Below are 24,472 nucleotides of genomic sequence, written 5' to 3'. Positions count from 1 at the left end.
CCACCCTCCTTTGCGCACACCCATGATGTGCAGATGAAAAAATAGCTAGGGTAGTCCAAACTTTACAAGGTATAAGGATTTGAGAAAGTTATCCTGCGTGGTGCCAACTACGTTACCCCTTTAAAATTTAAAATATAAAGCTATTAAAATAGTATTAGATTAATTCTAACATTATTTTTAATAGCTTTTTTAGGTTTTGATTAAAATATATCATTATTAAAGTAATTAGATAATGCTTTTAGTCTTTGTAAAGAAAAATTGTTGATATAGAATAAAGAATATTTTGTAATCTAAACATGGAATATGCGCTATATTTGTAAATAATTACTAAATTTAATCTTTACAGAGGAGTAGGAAAAATGATAATAAAATTTAATATAAAATCATTATTTATTATTTTAACGATTGTTGTATCATTAGCTGGTTGTGGTAAAAAAGACAAGGAACAATCAACTCAAGATTATTTAAATGGTGAAGTTAAAATGGAAACTATTCACTGGTGGGGAAATTATGGTGGTAGTAAGAAATTTTTGATAGAGATAGTAAACGAATTTAATCAGACTATCGGAAAAGAAAAGGGGATATTCATTCAGTTTAGAAACTATGAAGGTACATATTATGAAAATACCATTGAGGTTGCATGTAATGCAGGTGAAGGACCAGAATTGATTAAAGTCAATAATGAAATAAATAAGTTTGCGGAGATAGGATGGATTTTACCTATTGATGATATGCCAGGTGGTAAGGAGTTCTTAGCAACACATAATCAAGATGTTTTGTTACCGATAACTCATGTAGTGGAGGGAAAAACATATAGAGTACCTATAACAAAAATATCTTATAGAGTAATTTATAATAAAGATTTGTTCAAAAAAGCAGGAATTGTTGATGAAAATGGGGAAGCAAAAGAACCTAAAACATGGGAAGATGTTAGAGAATATGCGAAAATTATAACAGAACAAGGTGAAGGTGTTGAATACGGATTAGGAGTTCCTCTGAAATGGGATTATTATATAACTAATGGTATAATACCACAATCTGTTGCTGCACTAGGAATTGACCAAGGATTTAACATGAATACAGGAAGATATGAGTGGAGTAAATATAAACCAGTATTAAAAATATTAAGTGAAATTTATAAAGAGGGAAGCTGGTTTCCAGGAGCAAAATGGAATAGCAATGACGTGGTTAGGGTACAATTTGCTGAAGGAAAAATTGGTATGTTAACAGCTGCTAGCTGGGATGTAGGTGTATTCACAACTCAGTTCACTACAGATATTGATTGGGCAGTCGTAAAACCATTAGTAATTGATTCTAATAAACAATATAAAGAAGTTTTACAAACAGGAAGTCTTGTATGCATAGGGCAAGCTGCTGAATATAAAAAGGAAAAAACAATGGAAGCATATAAGTTTATAGTTAAAGCAGCGTTAGCAAAAGCTTACGAGACAGGAATGCATATACCATATTCAGATGATATTGAAGGGATAGTTATAAAACAACCAGAGACAGAACAACTTAAATCTTTTGCAAATACACCTAATTCATATTTTAGAAAACAGGTACCTACTACAGCTTTAAGACTAGAGGGGGATGACTATTCAGAAGTATTTACCAATATACTACTTGGAAAGATAGATATAGATAGAGGGTTAGATGATTTAGAAAAAAGATATAATGAATCATTAGATGAAGCAATAAAAGAAGGGTTAGATATAAATCTTTATATAGATAAAGATTTTGATATTAAAGTTAAATAATTTTTGTAATAAGTGATTAAAAAAATAGGGAGGATTGATATATCTTGAATCGTCCCTATTTTTTTAGATAACCTGTCTATTTTTCATTAAGCTTCCATGATTTCATAAAACTCCAGCTTACAAAATACAACAATCCAGTCACTATCATTGTAGGAAGGGTAGCCCCTAGTATAAAATCATACCTTATAAATACATAGTATAATGAAACACCTATAATCCATACAACAACAGCACCTATATTCAATAAAAGTTTTTCGTCAACTTTTGTTCTTACCTTGATGATAAAGTAATCAGTTAGTAAAATTGAAAATAATGGAGCAAAAACTGAGCCTATCGCATACAAGAAAAAGTCGTAATTTTCAATAGCAAATACTAATGATATTAATGTACCTATAACTGTCATAAATATAGAAACTTTCTTTTCATTAAGTTTAGGCATAAGATTTAAAAAAGTAACCCCAGCAGAATAAGCATCCATAAAAGTAGTTGTTATTGTAGATAAGAAAACAATTCCGAAGGCTGTAATTCCAAGATTTGCAGCTAACATAATAGCTGATGGATCTGGATTTTGAGTAACAATAGCAGCACCTAGACCAATAACGTACATCCATGAGCTTCCTAAAAAATAACCAATAAAACTACCGTAAGTACCAGCTTTTTCAGATTTTGCAAATCTAGTATAGTCTGCGATTAATGGTAACCAAGAAAGTGGCATTACCACAGAAAGTTCTAGGGCTCCTCCGAATGAAATAGAATTATCACCTATGCTACTAAACAAGCTTTGATTAGAAAATATAACTGATGCAAGCACAAGAGTTAAACCAAACAATAAAACAACGGCTATAACATTTAATTTCTTAAAACTTTTTATTCCAAGGAAAATCCAGAAGCAAATACATAATCCGATTAATATAATCCAAAGGGATATGTTATTAATGTTCCATAGAGTATCGCTTATCACATTTAAAGATAGAGCAGCTGATTTAATCATTATAGCTGTCCATCCCAATAATTGAAGTACATTTAAAATAGAGAATAAATAAGTGCCATATAGTCCAAAAGAAATTCTTGTTGAGGTAATCGCGGGTATTCTCTCACGAGTTCCTATAATTCCACCTAAAGCTAAGATTACTGTACCTATAAGATGTCCAATTATAATAGTTACTAAACCAATTTTAAAACCAAGAGGAGCAATAAATCCCCCAGTTAATATTTCAGCTATTGATATAGAAGCTCCGCACCATAAAAATGCTAAACTCCAAAAAGATAATTTGTTTTCATTATTTGCCATATTATATACCTGCCTTTTTGTATAATCATTAGAAATAATTTGTTTATTAATGTAAGCTATCTTTTAGCTTTAGAATTTTCATTGAATCTAATGTCTTTATCAATATATAAGCAATGATACTTCCAACTGTAGTACTGAGTAGAAAAGGTATAACAAAGAAAAATAAAGCAACTGATTTACCCATAAATAAGGTAGCAACAGGGTATGCGATAATCCCACCAATAATTCCTGTTCCCAGTATTTCACCAAATACAGCAATTAAATATTTTTTAGTATGTTTGTACAACATAGCTGCAAGGAATGCTCCAATCATAGAACCAGGAAAAGCTAAAAGAGAACCAGTACCTAAAATATTTCGCATTAATGAAATGCAAAATGCGATAGATACACTATAGATAGGCCCGAGAGTGATTGCTGAAAAGACATTGATGAAATGCTGCACAGGAAAACATTTTGAGGCACCAACAGGGAAAAAAATTAAACTTCCAGTTACGATGCCAAGTGCAGTTAATAGTGCTGAAAAAACTAATTTTTTGGTTTTCATAAGAAATTCTCCTTTTCAATAACAGGAGTTGAGAGTTAACCTTCAAACAAATATATCAATTAATATTTTAACTAAGGTAATAAGAGTGAAAGAGTTTTTATGGAAGTGAAATAAAAAAACACAAATCCGTAGATTTGTGTTAGAAATTACATTTTCATAAACAACGTCCTACGCTGGCATTATCCAGATCAGGTTAAGGGTCTAAGAATTTAATTCTTACTCTCAGCTGGAATTACCAGCTCCCCTGTGTTAAAATTTACTATTTTATTATAAAATTATCTTAGCATAGCTCATGATTTTAATCAAGAAAAAATTGCGAAGCGGTTCTAAACTATTTTAGTCGTCCAGGACTCACAGTTCCATACGTCGGTTACTATATCGTTATAGAATTCTGGTTCGTGGCAGATTAAAAGAATGCTACCTTTGTATTCTTTTAGTGCACGTTTTAGTTCATCTTTGGCATCTACGTCAAGGTGATTAGTAGGCTCGTCTAGAACAAGTATATTTGATTCTCTGTTTATTATTTTACATAATCGAACTTTAGCTTGTTCACCACCACTTAAGACTAGCACTTTACTTTCTATGTGTTTAGTTGTAAGACCGCATTTTGCTAATGCTGCACGGACTTCGTACTGAGTATATGAAGGAAACTCTTGCCATACTTCCTCTATACAACTATTATAATTAGCTTCTTTTATCTCTTGTTGAAAATATCCAATATGCTGATGGTCGCCTAGTTCAACTTCACCTGAAATGGCAGGAATTTCACCTAAAATACTTCTAAGTAAAGTTGTTTTTCCTAGACCGTTAGCACCAACTAAAGCAATTTTTTGTCCACGTTCCATAAGCAAGTTCAAAGGTTTAGATAGAGGTTCATCATATCCAATTACTAAATCTTTAGTTTCAAAAATTAGTTTATCTGGAGTTCGTGCAGGTTTAAAGTTGAAAGTTGGTTTTGGTTTTTCTTTATCTAGTTCTATAAGCTCCATTTTATCTAATTTCTTTTGTCTAGACATTGCCATATTTCTTGTAGAAACTCTAGCCTTATTTCTAGCAACAAAATCTTTTAAATCTTCGATTTCTTTCTGTTGCTTTTTATATGCTGCTTCTACTTGTTTTTTTCTAGCTTCATAAACTTGTTTGAAGTTATCGTAGTCTCCTACATAGCGATTTAGTTCCTGATTACCCATATGGTAAATTAGATTGATTACACTATTCAGGAATGGAATATCATGAGAAATCAAGATAAATGCATTTTCATATTCATTTAAATAACGTTTTAACCATACAATATGTTGTTCATCAAGGTAGTTTGTAGGCTCGTCCAAAAGAAGTATATCAGGCTTTTCTAGTAGAAGTTTAGCTAATAATACCTTAGTTCTCTGTCCACCACTCAATTCTTGAACTTCTTTATCTAAACCAATATCATTCAATCCTAAACCAGAAGCAATCTCTGTAACCTTAGCATCGATTATATAAAAATCATTATGATCAAGAATATCTTGGATTGTACCCATTTCTTCCATCAATTGTTCAAGTTCATCTGGGTTAGCATCGCCCATTTTGTCACATATAGTTGTAACTTCTTTTTCTAAATCAAAAAGATATTTAAAGGCACTTTTTAGTACATCCTTTATAGTTGTTCCACTTTGTAGTGATGTGTGTTGATCTAGATACCCAACTCTTACACGCTTAGACCATTCGATGGTTCCGTCATCGGGCTCTAATTTACCTGTAATTATATTCATAAAAGTAGATTTACCTTCACCATTTGCACCAATTAAACCGATATGTTCTCCTTTTAAAAGTCTAAAGGATACATTATCAAAAATAGCACGATCTCCAAAACCATGACTTAAATTCTTTACTGTTAAAATACTCATTATTTGATTCCTTTCTTAATTATATTTATGCTTTGCAATAGATTATTTTATTAAATTCTATGATTAACTAATTTAATAGAGATTTTATTAAAAACTATGTTCTACTAGATACTAATAGAAAGACACATATTAAATTATATAATAGTTACTTAGCATTTTAAAGAAGAATATATAGTATAATTTTATATAAAAACTAGTGACTTAAGCTACTTTAAAGTGACATTGGGGTAGTGTATACTAAAAATAGGAAGTATGTAAATTTTCTGGAGGAAGTAAGATGGGTGATGGGAGATATTATTCAACGCATCAATTTTGTACTATTATTTTTTTAACAATACTCATTATTTTTTTAATTATTAGTACAATGCTTAGCGTATATAGAAATTTTGGGAGCAAAGATAGTAAGTACGTTTTATCTATATATATTTTATCAGGAGCATTACTCTTTTTAAGGTTTGTAGAAGAAGTTATTATATCTGAATACATTGCATATATAATAAAAAATATTGAAAGTATGATTTTTTTGGTTATAAATTATATGTTACTTGGTTATTTGCTAAGGTATGTTATTAGTAACTACTACAAAATCACAAAAAAATTTATACAATTAGTTAATATTTTTTCATGTATGTTTTTTTCAATACTTCTACTAATGTCACTTTTAAATAGTAAGTTTATTATAAAAGAATATTCCTTTTTTTCAATTAGGTTTGGAATAGGATATATGATTCTTTTATATGTTGCTTTTTGGTTGATATTGATTTCAACTAGCTTTATTTTCCTTCGAAAGCCAGATAAAGATTTTGATACAAAACTTTTCAATAATAAGAAATTTTCTATTGCTATTTTTATTTTTTGGATAATACCGCTTTCAATTTATATCTTAGGAATATTACTCCATTCTTATAATATTATCGAACTTTTTATGTATTTGCTATTTTTGATAGGGTTTAATCTGATAGCTAATTATTTAAGACCTTATAGAATAACATCATCAATTTTTTATAATGTAAAAGACTTAATTCTTGATTATGTATTTATTATTGATATTAATGGAAGTGTAATTCATAAGAATAATAGTGCAGAATTATCAGAAGTTTTTCAAAATGTAAAGAAAATTGATGTAGATAATTTAGAACCATTATTTAAAAAGAAAATAATGATAAGAAGTTCATATAATAAAAAATTTATTAAATATTTAGATGAAGGAAGTAACAAATATTTTTCTTATAACATTAAAAATTTAAAAAATAAAGATGAAATAGTTGGCAGCATTATAACTTTTATAGATATAACCAAACTTATTAAAATGTTAGATAATTTAAAAAAACAACAATCAGATACAGAGAAAATAAATGAAAAATTGTATCATTACTCAAAAATCGTTTATAGATTAGAAAAGGAAAAAGAGATAAACATGCTTCTCGACCAAATAGCAGTTAATCAAGAAAAGTCAATGCATGAATTGAGAAATCATATACAGGAGTTAATTCAAGAACAGGATAAAGAAAAATTTGCTCTTGATATTGAGCATATAATTTTGGATGCTAAGAAAGATTTAGCAGATGTTAGAAGTGCTGTTTCAGCATATATGCAATATTATGGAGGATAGAATAATGAAAATTATAATAGCTGATGATCAAGTATTGTTAAGAAAATCAATAGGACAATTAATAAGCAGTGATCCTGATATTACTGTAGTGGACATGGTTGGAACAGGTAAAGATGCTATAGAATCTTGTAATAAGAATATGCCTGATATAGTTTTGATGGACATAGAAATGCCACATATAGATGGGATTTCAGCCTTGAAAATGATCAAAGAAAAGCACCCAAATATTAAAGTTATTATTTTAACCACATTTGATAATACGGATAATATAATAGAGTCATTTGTAGGAGAGGCGGATGGATATGTTGTTAAAGATATTGACTGTGAGGAATTAATAGCAACTATAAAATGTGTGAATTATGGACTTACTGTTATACACAACAGTGTAAAAAAAATTATGATTGATAGATTTAAGAAGATGAGTAGCAATAAGAGAGTATATACGGATATTCTTTCTTTAGAAGAAATAGAAATTATTAGATTAATTGTGATGGGAAAAAGCAATAAAGAAATTGGAGGAAGTTTTAATTATACTGAAGGTACAGTAAAAAATAAAGTGAGTAGAATATATGAAAAATTAGGCATAAGTGATAGATTACAGTTGGCAGTATATGCAGTAGAGAATGGTATTGAATAGAGGTATGATTGTGGATTATTTATTAAAGTATGAAATAGCTACTATATGTATTGTGCATATAATCGCTATTATAATTTCTATTATTGCATTTATGATTTTTTATATGAAAGTGAATAGAGACCAATCTTTGAAGGCTTTTTTAGTTATGCAGATTAGTATGATATTATGGATGGTTTTTAAGATATTTAAAACAGTAGCTCCTACTGAAAATTTAAGGTGGAGTTTTATTGTTGGTTATTATGCCTGTGCTTGTGTTTTAGAAATATCATTTTTGGAATTTAGTTATGCTTATTATAAAGGTAATAGAATTCCCAAAATGGTAAGAAAGTTTATTTATATCTTACCTATTATGCAGTTTTTGTTTATTTTAACTAATCCATATCATTATTTGTTTTACAGTAGCTATGATTTTTGGGGAGATAAGTTTGGACCTTTATTTTATGTGCATATGGTTCTTGAATATGGGTTTATAATTGTGGGGACAGTCTTTTGTACTTTTATGTTTAACAAACAGTTTAAAAGTAAGAATAGCTTATCTAAATATTTAATATCAGCTGCAATAATAATTCCGTTAATTATGAATCTTTTATATGTATCAAAGGTAATGCATAGATTTCTTTTTTCTTTAGAAATGTTTGTTATATTTGATATTACACCTATTGTATTTACTTGGTCGACGATACTCTTTGTATATGCAACCTTTAGGCATGATTTTTTTAATATTTCTCCAATTATGCGTCATGAAATCATTCATAAATTAGATACACCTATTGGAGTTCTTAATTCTACATTTGACGTTATTTATATTAATAAGAAGCTAAAAAGTACAATTGGGGATAGCCCTTATGAGAAATTGAATGAAATAATAAATAAATATGAAATAGTTAGTAAATTAAACAATAAAGAACATGAAGAGGAAGTTATTATTAATAATTTACGTTTGTTAATAAGTATAAAAACCATACCATCAATAAAAGAAACTCAACATGTTCTTACTGCAAGAGATATAACACCTTATAGAAGGGTAGAAGCAGAACTTATAAAAAAGCAGTCTGATTTGGTAGAAGCGAATAAAAGATTAGAAAATACTATTGAAACGCTAAAGGAAACTTCAAAAGCTGGTGCAAGAAATTATATAGCAAGAGAGTTACATGATATAATCGGACATTCCCTTGTTGTTACAATAAAGTTACTTGAAGTATCAAAACTTTATCAGAATAAAGATAGAAAAATGAGTATAGATGCATTGAATAATGCTATAAATTCAATTGATATTGGTGTAGCGGATATGAAATCAATTTCTGAAAAGGATAGTATGAAGACTTCGTATAATGGAGAGCTTTTAAAAAAAGATTTAGTTAAAATGCTAGACTATGTAAAAAGTGTAGGAATAAAAACTAATTTTAAATTTAAAGGAGCATTTCATAAAATTGACGAAAAGATATTTGATATTTCAAAGAAAGTGTGTACTGAACTTGTAACTAATGCTTTAAAGCATTCAAGTGCTAATGAAATATTGGTATCAGTTTCTATAAAAAATAGCAGTATAGATATAATGATTGTTGATGATGGTATAGGGTGTAATGAATTGAAAAAGGGAAATGGGCTTAATGGAATTGAACAAAGAATCAATCTTGTAGGAGGATCTGTATATTTTAATACATCAAAAAATGAAGGGTTTATTAGCAAAATAATTATTCCACAAATTTAGATATAGAAAAAATGACTAAGAGCATTTATTTGTTACTTAAGTCATTTTTTTTTTATAAATAAATGGCTGGTGGATTCAATGTAGTAACTCAAGATATATTGTAGTAACCTGGGGTTCTTTCTATAATTTTAGTAACGGTACCTAAATAATCCAAAAAGGAGTGTTACTATGACAATAGCTCATGAAATTGATTACAAAATTTATGGTGATGATATGCAGTTTGTTGAGGTTGAATTAGATGGTGGGGAAAGTGTATTAGCAGAGGCTGGAGCCATGATGTATATGGATCAAAAAATAAAGATGGATACTATCTTTGGTGATGGTAGTGGAAAAAGTCATGGAAAAGGTCTATTCGGAAAATTAATGGGAGCAGGGAAAAGATTAGTTACAGGAGAAGGTCTTTTCATGACAGTATTCTCTAATGGAGAAGGTGGAAAAGCTCATGTAGCTTTTGCAGCACCATATCCTGGTAAAATTGTTCCGGCAGATTTATCAGAACTTGGCGGAAGTATTATATGCCAAAAGGATGCATTTCTATGTGCAGCTAAAGGAGTATCCGTAGGAATTCATCTTCAAAAGAAAATAGGAGCAGGTTTCTTTGGTGGAGAAGGTTTTATTATGCAAAAACTTGAAGGTGATGGCCTAGCATTTTTACATGCTGGTGGAACAATTATGGAGAAAGAACTGGAAGCAGGAGAGATGTTAAGAATTGATACAGGATGTCTTGTTGCTATGTCTGAAAGTATAGTTTTTGATGTTCAGTTTGCAGGAGATATTAAGAGTGGTCTTTTCGGAGGAGAAGGATTATTTTTAGGCACGCTAAGAGGTCCGGGTAAAGTATGGCTTCAGTCATTACCGTTTAGTAGAATGGCAGACAAAGTTTATTCAGTAGCTAAGGGTGGCAAAAATAAAGGTGAAACAAAAGGTATGAGTAGTCCATTGGGAGAGCTTTCTGGTTTGTCTGATTTATTTGGTAATGATTAATTATTTAAAATATTAATTCAGAAAGAAAAGAGGAAAAATAATATGGAAAATGAAAATAAAAAAACAAATAAATGGATTAATGTAGTGGCATACTTACTATTTTTCGTGCCATTGCTAATTGATAGTAATTCAGAAGAATATAAGTTTCACGCTAATCAGGGTCTCAATTTACTTATTCTTAGTATAGCAATTAGTATCATAGGATCTTTTATTCCTATCATTGGATGGTTTATCATACTCCCTATTGGAGGAATACTTTGCTTCATTTTATTTATAATGGGAGTTATAAATGCTATTAATGAAACCAACAAACAATTACCTATGATTGGTAAATTTAGATTGATTAAATAATAATAAGATTGTTATTCTTTTGAACGGAGGAGGGAATTGTGAGAATAAAGTACTGGATTTTAAGCTTTGTAACTATCTTCATACTTTTTTTCACTTGGGCTGTAATGGACAGAAAATAGGAAAACTACAAAGAAGTAGATTATATAATAAATGCTAATGAAAACTTTAATTATATTGATGAAGATCAAATTTAAGGGAGATAATGATGAAGAGTCAAAAGGATTTAAAGAAGGATATAAAGAAGGTGTAGAGTTTTATTTTAAAATGGCAGAATAGTTATTAAAAGTAACAAAAAATGATAAAGCAAATAAAAAAACTGCGAAGATTCGCAGTTTTTTTTAAATCACATATTTATATATCATCAAATAATGAGTAAGACTTCCTATAAGTATAAAAATATGAAAAATCTCATGAAAGCCAAACTTCCAGATTTTAATTCTTTCTGATTTAGTTGCATAGAAAACGGCACCTACTGAATAGGATATACCACCAGCAAATAAAAGCATTAAACCAGCAGTTGGTAAAATTTTATAAAGTGGGTAAATAACAAATATAGCAGCCCAACCTAATATAAGGTAGAAACTTGTATATAACCACCTAGGAGCATTCAACCAAAGAAGTTTAAGAACAATTCCTATAATACCTAAAGACCAAACAACTGTTAATAAAATATATCCCGTTAGTCCTTTAAGAGTAATAAGACAGATTGGTGTATAGGTTGCTGCTATTAAAATATATATCATGCTATGATCAACTTTTCTAAGAATTTCTATAGTTTTTTCTGAAGCAATATACCAATGATAAATGGTAGAAGCAGAGTATAATCCAATTAATCCAAAAGAAAATACTATTGAAGATATAATTTTTATGGAATCCCCTGAATTAATAGAACTTATTAACAAAAATACTAGACCTATAGCGGATAAAACTATACCGAATAGATGTGTTATAGAATTTATTGGTTCCCTAATAATATTTCTCATATAAATACCTCCGAACGTAGTTATGAAAACTATGTGTTATCATATAAATATAATAGCAGTAAAAAATATAAAAGTCAAATAATTAAATACAGAAACTTTGACAGCTAGTATTCAATACTATATAATTTAAATAAGTCTTTCGATGATTTATTATGTGCAATTATAAATATTTTATTTAGATAAACAACTATCAGTTTTTTATGTTTATCTATAGATTATGGAGTGGTTTTATGGAAAAATACGAAAAGCTATTATCCCACGATGCTGTAAAAGTTAAAGATATTCCAAATATAGATTTATATATGGATCAAGTAACGGGTTATATGGATACAGCATTAGAAAAACTAAAAATAGATGAAGAAGATAAAGTACTTACGAAAACAATGATAAATAATTATGTTAAGGCTAAGGTCATTGATAAGCCAATAAAGAAGAAATATAGCAAAAATCATTTGATGGAGTTAATAATGATATACCATCTAAAGAATATTGTTTCTATCAGTGATGTAGATAATCTTTTTAAGATTGAAAAGGAATTATTAAGTGAAAGTAAAGAAAATAAGTTTGACGAAACTATAGTAAATCATACTGAAGATGTTTATAAAATTTTTCTGGATGTACAAGAGGAAGTTATTGAAGAGGCTAAAGAAAATTTTAAAAAATTTATCGAAACTGATATTAATATTAATAAAGATAATAATGTTAGGCATATAATAAAATTAGTTTTAGAAGCTGATATTAATAAACGATTAGCAGAATTGATGTTAAAAGAATTAAAAGTAGATGAATAAAATACTTAAGTAATGTGAAAAATCACACCAGTAAAAGTTTGGTGTGATTTTTTTATTAGAAAAAAACCTTTACAAAAGCCAAACAATATTATAATATATACCTATAGGGGGTAACGGTATATAAAAAACAAGGAGGAGATAAACATGCCGTCATTTTACATAAAAACAAATCGAGTATTTACTATAATCAGAAAATATGGCTTTATTTTTACTTTGGCTGTAGCGATTGGAGGGCTTTGGTATCCAAGGCTTGGATTGCTGGTAATTCCAGTAATGATAGGACTTATGCTTTATTCTTTTTTTAAAGGGAGATTTTGGTGCGGAAATATTTGCGCACATGGAAGTTTGTTTGATTCACTATTAATGCCTATTAGTAGGAATAAGAAAATTCCTAAATTTTTTAAATCTAAAGCATTAGGTATTGTATTCTTCATTCTGTTTTCTTATAAACTAATAAGTAAATTTATAAAAGTAGCTGCACTTTATGGGACTGCATCCTATTTTGATAAAATCGGAATGATTTTTGTAAGTAGTTATTTAATGGTTACTATTGTTGGAGGGTTGTTAGCAATAACTGTTAGTCCAAGAACTTGGTGTAATTTTTGTCCAATGGGATTTCTTCAAAAGATGTCTTATAAATTAGGTAAGAAAGCTGGAGTAACAAAAATAACTGATGAAAAAATCACAGCATCAAAGACAGAAATGTGCCATAAATGTGGTAAATGTGCAAGGGTATGTCCTATGCAATTAACACCGTATACTCAATTTTCAGATAAGAACCAATTTGATCATGAAGCTTGTATTAGATGTTCTACTTGTGTGGAAAATTGTCCTGCAGGAATTTTAACGCTTACTAATGAGACTACTGCATGTGTAATGGAAGAAAATATTGATATTAAAGGTTATGAAAATAGACAAAAGATTCAATCAAGAATTGAAAATATTAGAAATCTAAAAGATGACACTATAGAATATACATTTAAGTTTATTAAACCAGAGAAGGTTGATTATGAAGCTGGACAATTTATATTAGTAAAAATACAGGATAATCCTGAAATGTATAGAGCTTATTCAATATCTTCATATAACGAAGATGGTACAAGTGTAAGCGTAACTATAAAGAAAATGTCTCATGGATACGGAACTAATATGATTTTTGAAAACTTTAAAGTTGGAGATTTGGTACAACTTGAGGGACCAATGGGTAGAGAATTAGTTGTGGATAAAGAAAACGAAAAGATACTTCTTGTTGGTGGGGGTATAGGAATTACTCCATTTATTCCAATAGTAACTGATCTTATTGAGAATGAAAATAATGTCAAAGATGTTAAGTTAATTTATGGAGCAAATTACGAAAATGACTTTATATACTTAGACGAGTTTGAGAAACTCTCTGATGGAAGTGATAAATTTGAACTTGTGCAAGTTGTTGCCTTTGATGATAAATGGAAAGGTGAAAAAGGTTTTGTTACAGATTATATGAAAAAATTAGATCTTGATGGATACAAAATATATATGTGTGGACCGAAACCAATGATAAATGCATCTATGAAAACATTAAAAGATTTAGATGTTAACAAAAAGAATATATATTACGAAAGTGCGTAAAAAATATGAGCCTGTGGATTATAATTCCACAGGTTTTTATTTTTGAATAGGGAAACTTATACTTAAAGAGTTAATATAAATGATAGAATAGATATAAAGATCGAGGTGATTTTATGAAAAAATATGATGTAGCGGTTATAGGAGCAGGAGCTGGTGGTCTTACAGCAGCGTATACATCATTAGGATTTCAGAAGAAAGTTCTTTTGATTGATAAAAACAAACCTGGCGGAGAATGTACTTGGTCGGGTTGTGTTCCTAGTAAGGCCTTGATTAATATTGCTGAAGAAATTTACATGGCCAAAAAAATTAGTCCAAACCTAGAAGTAGATACAACAAAAGTCTTAGAAAGAGTTAGAGAAAGAATTGGAAAGGTTTATGAGGATGAAAATCCAGAAAAATTGATGAAGGATGGTATTGATTATATTAATGGCTTTGCCAAATTTATTGATAACAATACTCTTGAAGTAAATGGACAAAAAATAAGTGCAAAGAAAATAATTATTGCAACAGGTGCTGGACCATTTGTACCTCCTATAAAAGGAATAGATAAAATAAAATATTTAACTAATGAAAATATTTTTGAACTAAAAGAATTACCCAAAAGTATGGTTATATTAGGTGGAGGCCCAATAGGAACAGAATTAGCACAGGCACTAAATAGAGTAGGGGTAAAAATTGAATTAGTTGATAAAAATGATACTGTTCTCGCTAGAGAAGAGCCAGAACTTAGCAAATTGTTAACTGAAAGATTAAAAAATGAAGGAATTAATATACATACATCAACAAGAGCAGTTGATGTGAATTTAGAAGAGGATAAAATTTTGGTGAAAGCAATTAAAGATAATGAAGAATTTATTATCGAAGGAGAAAGTATATTAATAGCCTTAGGTAGACGAGTAAGAATAAGTGGAATGAATTTAGAGAAAATAGGAGTAATAACTAATAAAGGTGGTATTGAGATAAATAAATATTTAGAAACTGGGGTAAATGGAGTATATGCAATTGGGGATGTGACTGGTCCTTATAGATTTTCTCATATGGCAAATTATCAGGGGATATTAGCAGTTCAGAATGCATTTCTTCCATTTAATAAGAAGGCTAATTATGATAATGTTGCCTGGTGTACATATACAGAGCCAGAGCTTGCACGAGCAGGTATGTTAGAAAAAGAAGCAAGAGAAAAGTATGGTGATGAAATAAGAATTTATGAACATAGTTACGATAACATTGATAGAGCAAATACTAAAGAAAATAGCATTGGTCTAGTTAAAGTTATTTTAGATAAAAAAGGTAAAGTTCTTGGAGTTAGTATACTAGGTGATAGAGCGGGAGAAATAATTTCAGAGGTTCAAGTAGTAAAAACTCTAGGAATCAACTTTGCAAAATTAGCGGATGTAATTCATCCATATCCAACTTATGCAGAAGTTCTGAATAAAATAGGTAAGAAAGTGAAAGTGGATAATTTATTGAATAATCCTGTGGTTAAGATGTTTAAGAAAAGCAAATAACTCAACAGTGTCGCTAAAAAGAAATTATTGAAATACTAGAGAAAATTGATAACATAAAAATTGTGAAAAATAATTATAAACAATAAGAATTAAAAACATAAGGAGGGAAAAATAAATGAGCAGAAGTATAATACTTTATATTGCAGTAAGTTTAGATGGTTATATAGCAAAAGCTAACGGTGCAGTTGACTGGTTAGGTGGTGAAAGTGATAATCCAAATATTGATAATGGATACGAGGATTTTTATAAGACGATAGACACTGTTGTAATGGGTAGAACTACCTATGAGCAAGTTATCAATGAGTTATCTCCTGATGTTTGGGTTTATGAAGGCAAAAAGTGTTATGTGGCAACTACAAGAAAATCTGAAATTGATGATCGAGCAGAGTTTATAACAGAAGATATTGCTCTATTTGTTAATAAACTAAAAGAAGAACAGGGTAAGGATATTTGGCTTGTTGGTGGTGGTAAGTTAATTGATCAATTTATTAAGAAAGACCTTATAGATAAGTATGTTGTAACAATAATACCAACTATTTTGGGTGATGGTATTCCACTTTTCTTAAAGGAAAATCCAGAAATTAAACTTAGACTTGTTGAAACAAAAACCACTGATGGTATGGTTGAACTTAGTTATGTTAGAAGATAAGTTTTTATAAATTGCGAAGCAATTTATAGTTGTAAGTTGTAAGGTTTAAATTGTAAGTTAAGGACATCTTTCGTATGCGATAGCAAAAGAAAATCATCTATAACTTACATCTTACAACTGAAATAAGGGAATTCCATAATGGAATTCCCTTAAAATTGTATTACATGGTTAAATCATTATATAAGATAGTTCATTTTACCATTTATCGTAATGTACTGCTTTTTCATTATATTTATCTTTAGTAGTTTTTTCTTCAGCTGGATAACCAATGGATATAATTGAAAGAGGTATAACTTGCTGAGGCAAATCGAAGATTTTGCTTATTCCTTCAACAACATCTGAATCTGGATAAACACCCAACCAAACTGCACCAAGCCCTAATGAATGAGCGGCAAGTAGAATGTTTTCAGAAGCAGCTGAACAATCTTGTATCCAGTAAGCTTGATATTTTACCTTTTTAAGGTTTCCACAAACTATGATTGCAACCTTTGCTTCTTTTAGCATATTAGAATAATGCTGAACTTTTGTGATTTCAAATAACTTTTCTGAATCTCTAACAACAATAAAATCCCAAGGGTGTTCATTTCCAGCAGAAGGAGCACACATTCCTGCTTTTAACAGTTCCTTAATTGTATCGATGGATACATATTGGTCAGTATATTTCCTAATGCTTCTTCTTTCATAAATAGCTTTTAATGTTTCCATATAATCGCCTCCGAAAGTATTGTTTGTCTTTATAATAAGTATATCACGTTGTTATTATTTATGGAATATTATAAGAAAACAGAAATTGGTAAATAATGAAAATCTCGTTTAAAATAGTTACGAGTTAAATGTTTCAATTTGAAGTAAACTCTTTGGCAGTTTTTAACGTCTAATAAGTAAGAGCTTTAAAGTTATGGGAAAAGGAGGACATCCCTTGGATTTAGAAGAAAAAGTTATAAAAGCAAAAAAAGGCGATGATAATGCATTTTATGAATTAATTTCAGAGAGGAAAGAAATATTGTATAGAACTGCTTACACTTATGTAAAAAATCGAGATGACGCAATTGAGATTCTGGATGAAACCATTTATAAAGCGTACCTATCATTAAAAAAATTAAAGGATCCAAAATTTTTTAATACCTATCTCACTAGAATTTTAATAAATACCTCACTTGATTATATGAGAAAAAATAAAAAGGTTAATATCGTAGAACTTCAAGATAATATTCCTATTGAAAAGTCTAATTTAAGTTTTGAAGAAAAACACGATTTAAAGGAAGCAGTTAATAAACTTGATGAAAAATATAAGACTATTATAATACTTAAATATTTTCAGGACATGACTATACAAGAAATTTCAAATGTTCTTTCATGTCCATTAGGAACAATAAAGTCACAATTACATAAAGCTCTTAAATTATTGAGAATTGAATTAAAGGAGGGCGAAATCATATGAATGAATTTAAAGAGTTTGAAGAGTTAAAAGAAGATTTTAATAATATCGAAGTTCCTCCACATGTAGATTTAGTTATTGAGAAATCAATAAAAAGGGCAAAAGATTATAAGAGAAGAAGATTTATAAAAAAATCATTTATTGCCGCATCTTTAATGATTTTTATAGTAGCTGGTGCAATGGGTTTTTTAAAGGCACCTAATTTTAATAAATCTAATATTACATTAAAAGGTAAATCAAATGACTTAGAATTAGCTGAAAGCTTGGATAATTCAACTAAAGAAATAGACCCGTTACCAACAGTAGATACTAAAGAAAATTTAATTGCTTTGTTGGATTCTATACCCAGTAATTACGATATTGGGATGAAGGATATTCTTGAAGAGAGTTCTAATTTAAGGGGAGATATCTCAGCAGATAAGAGCTATGGAACAGCTAGTGATGATGTTTCCTTTTCAAATATATATTCAAAAACCAATACACAGGTAGATGGGGTTGATGAAGAAGATTTATATAAAACTGACGGCAAATATATTTATAAGGTGGTGCCTTTTGGCGATGAATCAAGTTTTAATATTATAAAAGCATATCCAGCGGAAGAGATGGAGAACATCAGTAAGGTTACCTTTGAAAAAGGATTTATTCCTAGAGGGCTTTACTTAGAGAATGATAAGGTTGTAGTAATAGGAGATTATTATATTGAAGAAAAGCATGCTCCCAAACCACCGTCTACCCATAGTCTCAGCGAAATAAAAGCTTATGTATATAACGTGTCGGATAAAAGTAATATAACAAAGATAAAAGAAATTTCCATGGAAGGTTATTATGTTTCTTCTAGAATGGTGGAATCAGTTGTTTATATAATTACAAATAAATTTATTGATAAAGAAAATTTGAATAATTCTACTGGAAGAATAACTCCTGAATTTTATGATAGTGATTCTAATAATCCAATAGTTAAAGATTTTTCTTGCATTAAATATTTACCGGATACAATAACACCGAATTATATTAATATTGCATCCCTTAATTTAAATGCGCCTAATGAAACTATAAAAACTGAAACTATTTTAGGGTATGGTAATGATATATTTTCATCTGCTGAAAATCTTTATATCTCAGGTACAAGTTCTGATAAACAAGGAAATGAAAAAACCAATATTTATAAATTTATTTTAGACAAAGGAGATATAAAATTTATAGTTGAAGGAGAAGTGCCAGGTTCAGTTTTAAATCAATTTTCAATGGATGAATATAATGGGTATTTTAGAATTGCAACAACCAATTATAATTACGGAAAGTTATTAATAGATGAGGATAATCTCATTGATTCTAATAAATCATTAAAGAATGATATTATTACAAATAATTATATGAAGAATAATATGTATGTTTTAGATAATAAACTTGATGTTGTTGGTAAGATAGAAGATCTCGCTAAGGATGAAAAAATTTATTCAGTAAGATTTATGGGAGATAAGGCTTATATGGTAACTTATAGGCTCACTGACCCTCTATTTGTAATAGACATTTCAATACCAACAAACCCAAAAGTTTTAGGGGAACTTAAGGTGCCAGGATTTAGCCAATATTTACATCCATATGATGAGAATCATATAATAGGCTTTGGATATGATACTTCAGCAAGTAATGATAATGGGAGAGAAATCACAAGAACTGAGGGTATGAAAATGACTCTTTTTGATGTAAGTGATCTTAGTAATCCAAAAGTTCAATTCTCCACTAAAATTGGTGATAAAAACACAAACTCAGAACTTAGCTATGACCATAAAGCTTTCTTGTTTTCTAAAGAAAAGAATTTAATTGCCTTTCCTATAAACAATGAATATGGTGATGGTTTCCAAGGTGCATATGTTTATAATGTGAATTTAGAGGATGGTTTTACACTAAAAGGTAAAATCACTCATACTAATGAAAAAGAGTTTAATAAGAAATACTCCAATTCTAAACTTGGAAGGCCTTATTGGGCGCATTTAATTGGAAGGATATTTTATATTGAGGACACACTTTATACTCTTTCAAGAGAGTCAATTAAAGCATCAAATATAGAAACTTTAGAAGAAATTAAGAATTTAGAATTAAATCAATCCCCAGAGGGGAAGCGGGTTATCACAGAAGAAAATTAATTTTATTATCCTATGGATATACAAAAGAAGACCAATCCAATTAATAGATTGGTCTTCTTTTGTAAATTATATATTACAACTCATATATATCAGAATATTTATCATTCAAGTAATCAATAAAGTATTTTGCTTTTAATTCTTCACCAGTGATTTTCTTTATAAGTTCAGCAGGCTTATACACAGAACCGTATTTATGCACATTTTCTGTCAACCAATTGTGGATATCTACCATGTTTCCTTCTGATAATTGTGTATAAATCTCAGGGATATCTTTTTTCATAACACTAAGCATTTGAGCTCCATATAAATTACCCAATGCATAACTAGGGAAATATCCAAAACTACCATCTGACCAGTGCATATCTTGAAGTACACCTTCAGAGTCTGATTTAGGTTCAACTCCTAAATACTCTTTATATTTTTTGTTCCAAGCTTCTGGAAGATTTTCTACCTTTAGCTCATCATTTATAAGCATTTTTTCTAGTTCGTATCTAATAATTACGTGAAGGCTATATGTTAATTCATCAGCTTCTATTCTAATTAGAGAAGGGGTAACTTTATTGATACCTTTATAAAATTGTTCTAGAGATATACCATTAAATTGAGGAAATCTTTTTTGAGCCTCTGGATAAAAATATTCCCAGAATTCTTTTGACCTTCCTAAAATATTTTCATAAAATCTTGATTGGGATTCATGAATTCCCATGGAAGTTCCTTCGGCTAGACCTGTACCTTTTAGTTCATCTGCTATGTCCTGTTCATAAATTGCATGACCACCTTCGTGAATACATCCAAATAAAGCAGATCTAAAATCATTTTCATAATAGTGAGTAGTAATTCTAACATCATCTTTGCCAAAGTTAGTAGTGAAAGGATGCTCTGATTCATCAATTCTTCCTCTATTTCTAAAATCATATTTCATTTTTGTTAAAACATATTTTGAAAATTCTTCTTGATCTTTTTTAGGGAATTCTTTAGTAAAGAAAGCACTATTTATATTAACTTGTGAGTTTTCGATTTTTTTTAATAATTCAACAATAGCATCTCTAACTTCACTAAAAACTTCATCTAGTTTTTTTACTGTGATTCCAGGCTCAAACATATCTAAAAGAGTATCGTATTTGTTTTCTTCAAAACCAAGATATTCTACGAACTTTTTTTTATAGTCTACCATTTTTTCTAAATGAGGTTTGAATACATTGAAGTCATTAGAATTTTTTGCTTCTTCCCAAGCGGCGGAAGAGATAGAAGCATCTATTGTATATTGAGTATATATGTCTTCCGGAATTTTCTTTATTTGATTAAATTCTTTTTCTATCTTTTTAATCATAGCTAGAGTAATGTCATCTAAGTTTTTTTCAGTATTAAAATAATCTATAAATTCTTTTACCTTATCATCTGTGATTAATTTATAATATTCTCCACTTAAGTAACCTAGTATTTCGCCTCTATAAGCTTTTCCCTTTTTAGGAGTGTTAACCATAGCATCCCAACTTAGTACTGCCATAGTACTATTTAAATATTCAATTTTTGTAACATATTCTTTGAATTTTCCTAACATAAATCATTCTCCTAACCAATTTTTTTAGTTCACTGTTAACAGCGCACTGTCAACTAAAGTAGTCATAGTATTATTCTACATCAAAAAAATAAAAAGTAAAATAATAGCGATGTTTTAAAAATTTTAACAATTAAAAATTATGAACTATTCCCTAATTTTTATAAGAATTAAGGGAAAACTAAATAGAAACTAATTTTTAAAAATATAAAAGGAGATGGTATTTTGACAAAGCTTTATCCCTTTAATAGCCAATTCGATTTACCTTATTTTCCGGGTGTTTTAGTAGAGGATAATGAAGGCAGAGAGATTGATAGAGAGGATCATAAATTCTACAATGTATTTGTAAATGGAGATTTTATCGGTAGAAAAATTTTACTTGCTCAAAATGATAACATTACTGACATGAGTAGTTATTTGACAGAAAATAATTTTTCGAGATTTTCAACTACAGTTGACGGAAACAATTATTATATTATAGAACCTGATAGTGTTATGGCAAAACAGATGAAAAAGCAATTAGATGTTTATTTAAATATTAAATAAGTTGCCTAAAAATTGACAATAATATTTAATTTAAGTTATAATTATATTAAATATTATTGTCAATTAACTTGAAAATGATATACAAAAAATGATCATAATTTAGTTCGTAAGTTGATTAGTTTATTTTATGTAAAAAATTGACGTAACGGAGTGTGATTTTATGAATATTATGTTAGCTTTGATAATAGCAGCTTTATGTATTTTGTTATTTATTACGGTTCTTCTTTACATAAGTGATGAAAGTCGCATGAAAAGTTTCACCATATTTGCCATAGGGGGAAGCATAGTTTCTATAACGTGTTTTTTAAAAGTTATAGACATTGAATTGTTAAATATTATATTTTTAGAGCTAATAGAAAAAAAACTATTTCTAGTTGGAGCTTTAGTTGCTTTTTTCGGAGTATATAAATATGGCAAGAAGTATCAAAAAGAGAACAAATTTTTAGACATTTTTATACTATGTACAGCAATAATATTATCTATATTAGAGGTGGCTTTAATTCATAAAAATAATACCTTTGATTTAATATTTGGAATAGCATGTGTTATTGGAACTCCATTCATATATTATTTTTTAAGAAAATCCATAATAGGTAAATATATTTCAGGATTCTCTTGTATGCTTTTAGGGGTTCTTTATATATTTTTTGGAACTCATGAAGTATGGCAAGAATACTATGCTTTACAGTATCTATTAAATGCTATTATATTTATATTAATAGGTTTAGGAATGATAATATCATATTTTGAAGAAGTTAAAATACAACTATCCATAAGTGAACATAGTTTTAAGGTGGCTTTGGAAGCTTTAAACGGAGGATTGTGGGAATGTAACCTTTTAACGCAGACTATAAGTTTACCAAAGGATATATTAGAGTTAATTGGATTTGATAACAAAGAGACAAGCATAAAAGTAAAAAAATTAAAAGAGTTTATTTATAAAGGTGATTTAGAAAAGTTCGAATTTAGCTTGAAAACAAATAAATTAAGTAAACTAAAATATTATAAGGAAGAATTCAGAATTAAAAGCCAAGGTATCGAAAATAAATATTTCTTATTTAACGGAAAAGTTATCCTAAATAAAAATGGGAAACCTATAAAAATATCAGGATTTGTTACAGATATTACAGAAAGAAAAGAGAAAGAAGAAAATAGATATAATTTAGCATATTATGATCAAGCAACTTTACTTCCTAATAGAAATTATTTTGAACAAGAATTCTTTGAAAATATAGATAAAGAAAAATATTTTACTATTTTTTCAATAGGGATTATTGGATTCAAAAATGTAATTAATGACCTTCAAGAAAATAGACAACATGAATTATTGAAAGGTATTATTGATATTATAAAAGAAATTTTACCAACAGACAGTGTAATTGATAGATATCAGGAGAATGAGTTTGTATGTGTGATTTATAATAATAATTATAAAAAATTAGATAAAATAATTAATAAAATTTTAGATAATATAAATAATTCTAGAACAATAATAAATAATGGATTTAAAGTAAAGCCAGTAATAGGAATATCACTTTTTCCGCATGATGGCTCAAATCCTGAAGAAATAGCAAAAAATGCTACTTTAGCTATGCATAAATCTTTAGAAGAGGGAAAAAAATATAAATTCTTTGACCATACAATAAAAGATGATTTGATAACAAAACTAGAACTGCAAGATTTATTATATAAAGCTGTAGAAAAAAAAGAATTTCAAGTATTCTATCAGCTTCAAATGAATAGTAGTGGAAACAGTTTTATGGGTGCTGAAGCTTTGGTAAGATGGAATAATGCTGAAAAGGGTATGATTTCTCCAGGTCAATTCATACCTATTGCTGAGACAAATGGTTTAATAGTGGATATAGGAGAATTTGTACTATGGGAAGCATGTTTCACTGGTAAAAGATTACATCAAAGAGGACATAAAAGTTTTTGTGTTTCTGTTAATATTTCTTTGATTCAACTAAGGGATAATAATTTTGATAAGCTTGTTAAGAGCATATTGAAAAAAACTGGATTTAATCCTAATTGTTTAATACTTGAAATGTCTGAGCGTGTTTTTCTTGAATCTATGGAAGAATGCATAAAAACTTTAGAAATACTGAGAAGCATAGGTATAAGAATAGCAATTGATGATTTTGGTAAAGGTGCTGTACCTTTAAGCTATCTTTTAAGTATCCCTATTGATATTCTCAAAATTGATAAATCTTTTATGTTGGGATTAACGAAAGGTTCTAAAAAAATAGCAATTATAGATTCTATGATAGGTATTGCTAAAAAATTGAACTTGTTGGTAGCAGTACAAGGGATAGAAACTGAAGAGCAAATGAGTATAATACAAAAGTTAGATTGCGATATAATGCAAGGATTCTTATTTAGTAAACCAGGGGTTAGTATTGATAATAAAATGATTTAATGATAATCAATCATTTGCTAAAAGACCATCCAATAAACAGATGGTCTTTATTTTT

The 24,472-nt window shown here is 28.8% G+C and carries 21 protein-coding genes and 1 riboswitch; of the genes, 15 read left to right on the top strand and 6 right to left on the bottom strand.

From position 1 onward, the window contains the following. Window positions 1–359: 359 nt before the first annotated feature. Window positions 360–1,760, top strand: a complete 1,401-nt coding sequence (locus ACQ3F0_RS12075) for an ABC transporter substrate-binding protein (RefSeq protein WP_428865514.1) — start codon at window positions 360–362, stop codon at window positions 1,758–1,760. 76 nt (window positions 1,761–1,836) lie between these two features. Here ACQ3F0_RS12075 and cytX read toward each other — a convergent pair whose 3' ends face one another. From cytX to ACQ3F0_RS12060, 3 genes are all read right to left on the bottom strand, one after another. Further along, on the bottom strand, window positions 1,837–3,051 hold the full coding sequence (gene cytX, locus ACQ3F0_RS12070; RefSeq protein WP_428865513.1) for a putative hydroxymethylpyrimidine transporter CytX: 1,215 nt from the start codon (window positions 3,049–3,051) through the stop codon (window positions 1,837–1,839). A gap of 46 nt (window positions 3,052–3,097) precedes the next feature. After that, window positions 3,098–3,595, bottom strand: coding sequence for an energy coupling factor transporter S component ThiW (gene thiW, locus ACQ3F0_RS12065; RefSeq protein ID WP_428865511.1), 498 nt, complete (start codon window positions 3,593–3,595; stop codon window positions 3,098–3,100). A gap of 147 nt (window positions 3,596–3,742) precedes the next feature. Next, window positions 3,743–3,851: riboswitch (TPP riboswitch) on the bottom strand. A 70-nt stretch (window positions 3,852–3,921) separates the two neighbouring features. Next, window positions 3,922–5,478, bottom strand: a complete 1,557-nt coding sequence (locus ACQ3F0_RS12060; RefSeq protein WP_428865510.1) for an ABC-F family ATP-binding cassette domain-containing protein — start codon at window positions 5,476–5,478, stop codon at window positions 3,922–3,924. A gap of 277 nt (window positions 5,479–5,755) precedes the next feature. Here ACQ3F0_RS12060 and ACQ3F0_RS12055 point away from each other — a divergent pair, with 277 nt between their 5' ends. The 6 genes from ACQ3F0_RS12055 to ACQ3F0_RS12030 all read left to right on the top strand — a co-directional run bounded on the left by ACQ3F0_RS12055 (window position 5,756) and on the right by ACQ3F0_RS12030 (window position 11,049). Further along, window positions 5,756–7,090 carry a hypothetical protein gene (locus ACQ3F0_RS12055; protein ID WP_428865509.1) on the top strand — a complete coding sequence of 445 codons (1,335 nt, stop codon included), beginning with the start codon at window positions 5,756–5,758 and terminating at the stop codon, window positions 7,088–7,090. 4 nt (window positions 7,091–7,094) lie between these two features. Beyond that, on the top strand, window positions 7,095–7,727 hold the full coding sequence (locus ACQ3F0_RS12050; protein WP_428865508.1) for a response regulator: 633 nt from the start codon (window positions 7,095–7,097) through the stop codon (window positions 7,725–7,727). Between the two features lie 10 nt (window positions 7,728–7,737). After that, window positions 7,738–9,438 (top strand): sensor histidine kinase, encoded by a 1,701-nt coding sequence (locus ACQ3F0_RS12045; RefSeq protein WP_428865507.1) that lies wholly within the window; start codon window positions 7,738–7,740, stop codon window positions 9,436–9,438. Window positions 9,439–9,606: 168 nt separating this feature from the next. After that, on the top strand, window positions 9,607–10,422 hold the full coding sequence (locus ACQ3F0_RS12040; protein WP_428865506.1) for a TIGR00266 family protein: 816 nt from the start codon (window positions 9,607–9,609) through the stop codon (window positions 10,420–10,422). A gap of 42 nt (window positions 10,423–10,464) precedes the next feature. Next, window positions 10,465–10,773, top strand: a complete 309-nt coding sequence (locus ACQ3F0_RS12035; RefSeq protein ID WP_428865505.1) for a magnetosome magnetite crystal formation protein family — start codon at window positions 10,465–10,467, stop codon at window positions 10,771–10,773. Between the two features lie 150 nt (window positions 10,774–10,923). Beyond that, entirely contained in the window at window positions 10,924–11,049 is a 126-nt protein-coding gene (locus tag ACQ3F0_RS12030) for a hypothetical protein (RefSeq protein WP_428865504.1), read from the top strand. A 62-nt stretch (window positions 11,050–11,111) separates the two neighbouring features. On the opposite strand, the gene trhA is transcribed toward ACQ3F0_RS12030, so the two are convergent. Beyond that, window positions 11,112–11,756, bottom strand: a complete 645-nt coding sequence (gene trhA, locus ACQ3F0_RS12025) for a PAQR family membrane homeostasis protein TrhA (protein ID WP_428865503.1) — start codon at window positions 11,754–11,756, stop codon at window positions 11,112–11,114. Window positions 11,757–11,986: 230 nt separating this feature from the next. Between trhA and ACQ3F0_RS12020 the strand changes: the two genes are divergently transcribed. The 4 genes from ACQ3F0_RS12020 (at window position 11,987) to ACQ3F0_RS12005 (ending at window position 16,312) form a co-directional block, all read left to right on the top strand. Then, window positions 11,987–12,547: a DUF1836 domain-containing protein gene (locus ACQ3F0_RS12020; protein ID WP_428865502.1), complete on the top strand. Its 561-nt coding sequence runs from the start codon at window positions 11,987–11,989 to the stop codon at window positions 12,545–12,547. 144 nt (window positions 12,548–12,691) lie between these two features. Beyond that, entirely contained in the window at window positions 12,692–14,155 is a 1,464-nt protein-coding gene (locus ACQ3F0_RS12015) for a 4Fe-4S binding protein (RefSeq protein WP_428865501.1), read from the top strand. A 113-nt stretch (window positions 14,156–14,268) separates the two neighbouring features. Next, a complete protein-coding gene (locus ACQ3F0_RS12010) occupies window positions 14,269–15,663 on the top strand; it encodes a dihydrolipoyl dehydrogenase family protein (protein WP_428865500.1) in 1,395 nt (464 codons plus the stop codon). A gap of 115 nt (window positions 15,664–15,778) precedes the next feature. Continuing rightward, window positions 15,779–16,312, top strand: coding sequence for a dihydrofolate reductase family protein (locus ACQ3F0_RS12005; RefSeq protein ID WP_428865499.1), 534 nt, complete (start codon window positions 15,779–15,781; stop codon window positions 16,310–16,312). Window positions 16,313–16,507: 195 nt separating this feature from the next. Here the strand turns inward: ACQ3F0_RS12005 and ACQ3F0_RS12000 are convergent, their stop codons facing one another. Next, window positions 16,508–17,017 (bottom strand): nitroreductase family protein, encoded by a 510-nt coding sequence (locus tag ACQ3F0_RS12000; RefSeq protein WP_428865498.1) that lies wholly within the window; start codon window positions 17,015–17,017, stop codon window positions 16,508–16,510. Window positions 17,018–17,231: 214 nt separating this feature from the next. On the opposite strand from ACQ3F0_RS12000, the gene ACQ3F0_RS11995 reads away from it, so the two are divergent. Both ACQ3F0_RS11995 and ACQ3F0_RS11990 read left to right on the top strand, forming a co-directional pair. Further along, window positions 17,232–17,753, top strand: a complete 522-nt coding sequence (locus tag ACQ3F0_RS11995; RefSeq protein WP_428865497.1) for a sigma-70 family RNA polymerase sigma factor — start codon at window positions 17,232–17,234, stop codon at window positions 17,751–17,753. After that, on the top strand, window positions 17,750–19,897 hold the full coding sequence (locus ACQ3F0_RS11990) for a beta-propeller domain-containing protein (protein ID WP_428865496.1): 2,148 nt from the start codon (window positions 17,750–17,752) through the stop codon (window positions 19,895–19,897). Before ACQ3F0_RS11995 ends, ACQ3F0_RS11990 begins: the two co-directional genes overlap by 4 nt. 73 nt (window positions 19,898–19,970) lie before the next feature. Here the strand turns inward: ACQ3F0_RS11990 and ACQ3F0_RS11985 are convergent, their stop codons facing one another. Then, window positions 19,971–21,458: a carboxypeptidase M32 gene (locus ACQ3F0_RS11985; protein ID WP_428865495.1), complete on the bottom strand. Its 1,488-nt coding sequence runs from the start codon at window positions 21,456–21,458 to the stop codon at window positions 19,971–19,973. Between the two features lie 222 nt (window positions 21,459–21,680). Here ACQ3F0_RS11985 and ACQ3F0_RS11980 point away from each other — a divergent pair, with 222 nt between their 5' ends. Further along, the gene (locus ACQ3F0_RS11980; RefSeq protein ID WP_428865494.1) at window positions 21,681–22,001 is read left to right on the top strand and encodes a hypothetical protein; all 321 of its coding nucleotides are present in this window, start codon (window positions 21,681–21,683) and stop codon (window positions 21,999–22,001) included. A gap of 160 nt (window positions 22,002–22,161) precedes the next feature. Next, window positions 22,162–24,417, top strand: a complete 2,256-nt coding sequence (locus ACQ3F0_RS11975) for a sensor domain-containing protein (protein WP_428865493.1) — start codon at window positions 22,162–22,164, stop codon at window positions 24,415–24,417. The last annotated feature ends 55 nt before the right edge of the window (window positions 24,418–24,472 follow it).

This window comes from Clostridium sediminicola, from assembly GCF_050402865.1.
Lineage (GTDB): Bacteria > Bacillota > Clostridia > Clostridiales > Clostridiaceae > Clostridium_AF > Clostridium_AF sediminicola.
The sequence above is the reverse complement of the archived record's forward strand: the minus strand, read 5'-3'. Positions and strand labels throughout refer to the sequence as shown.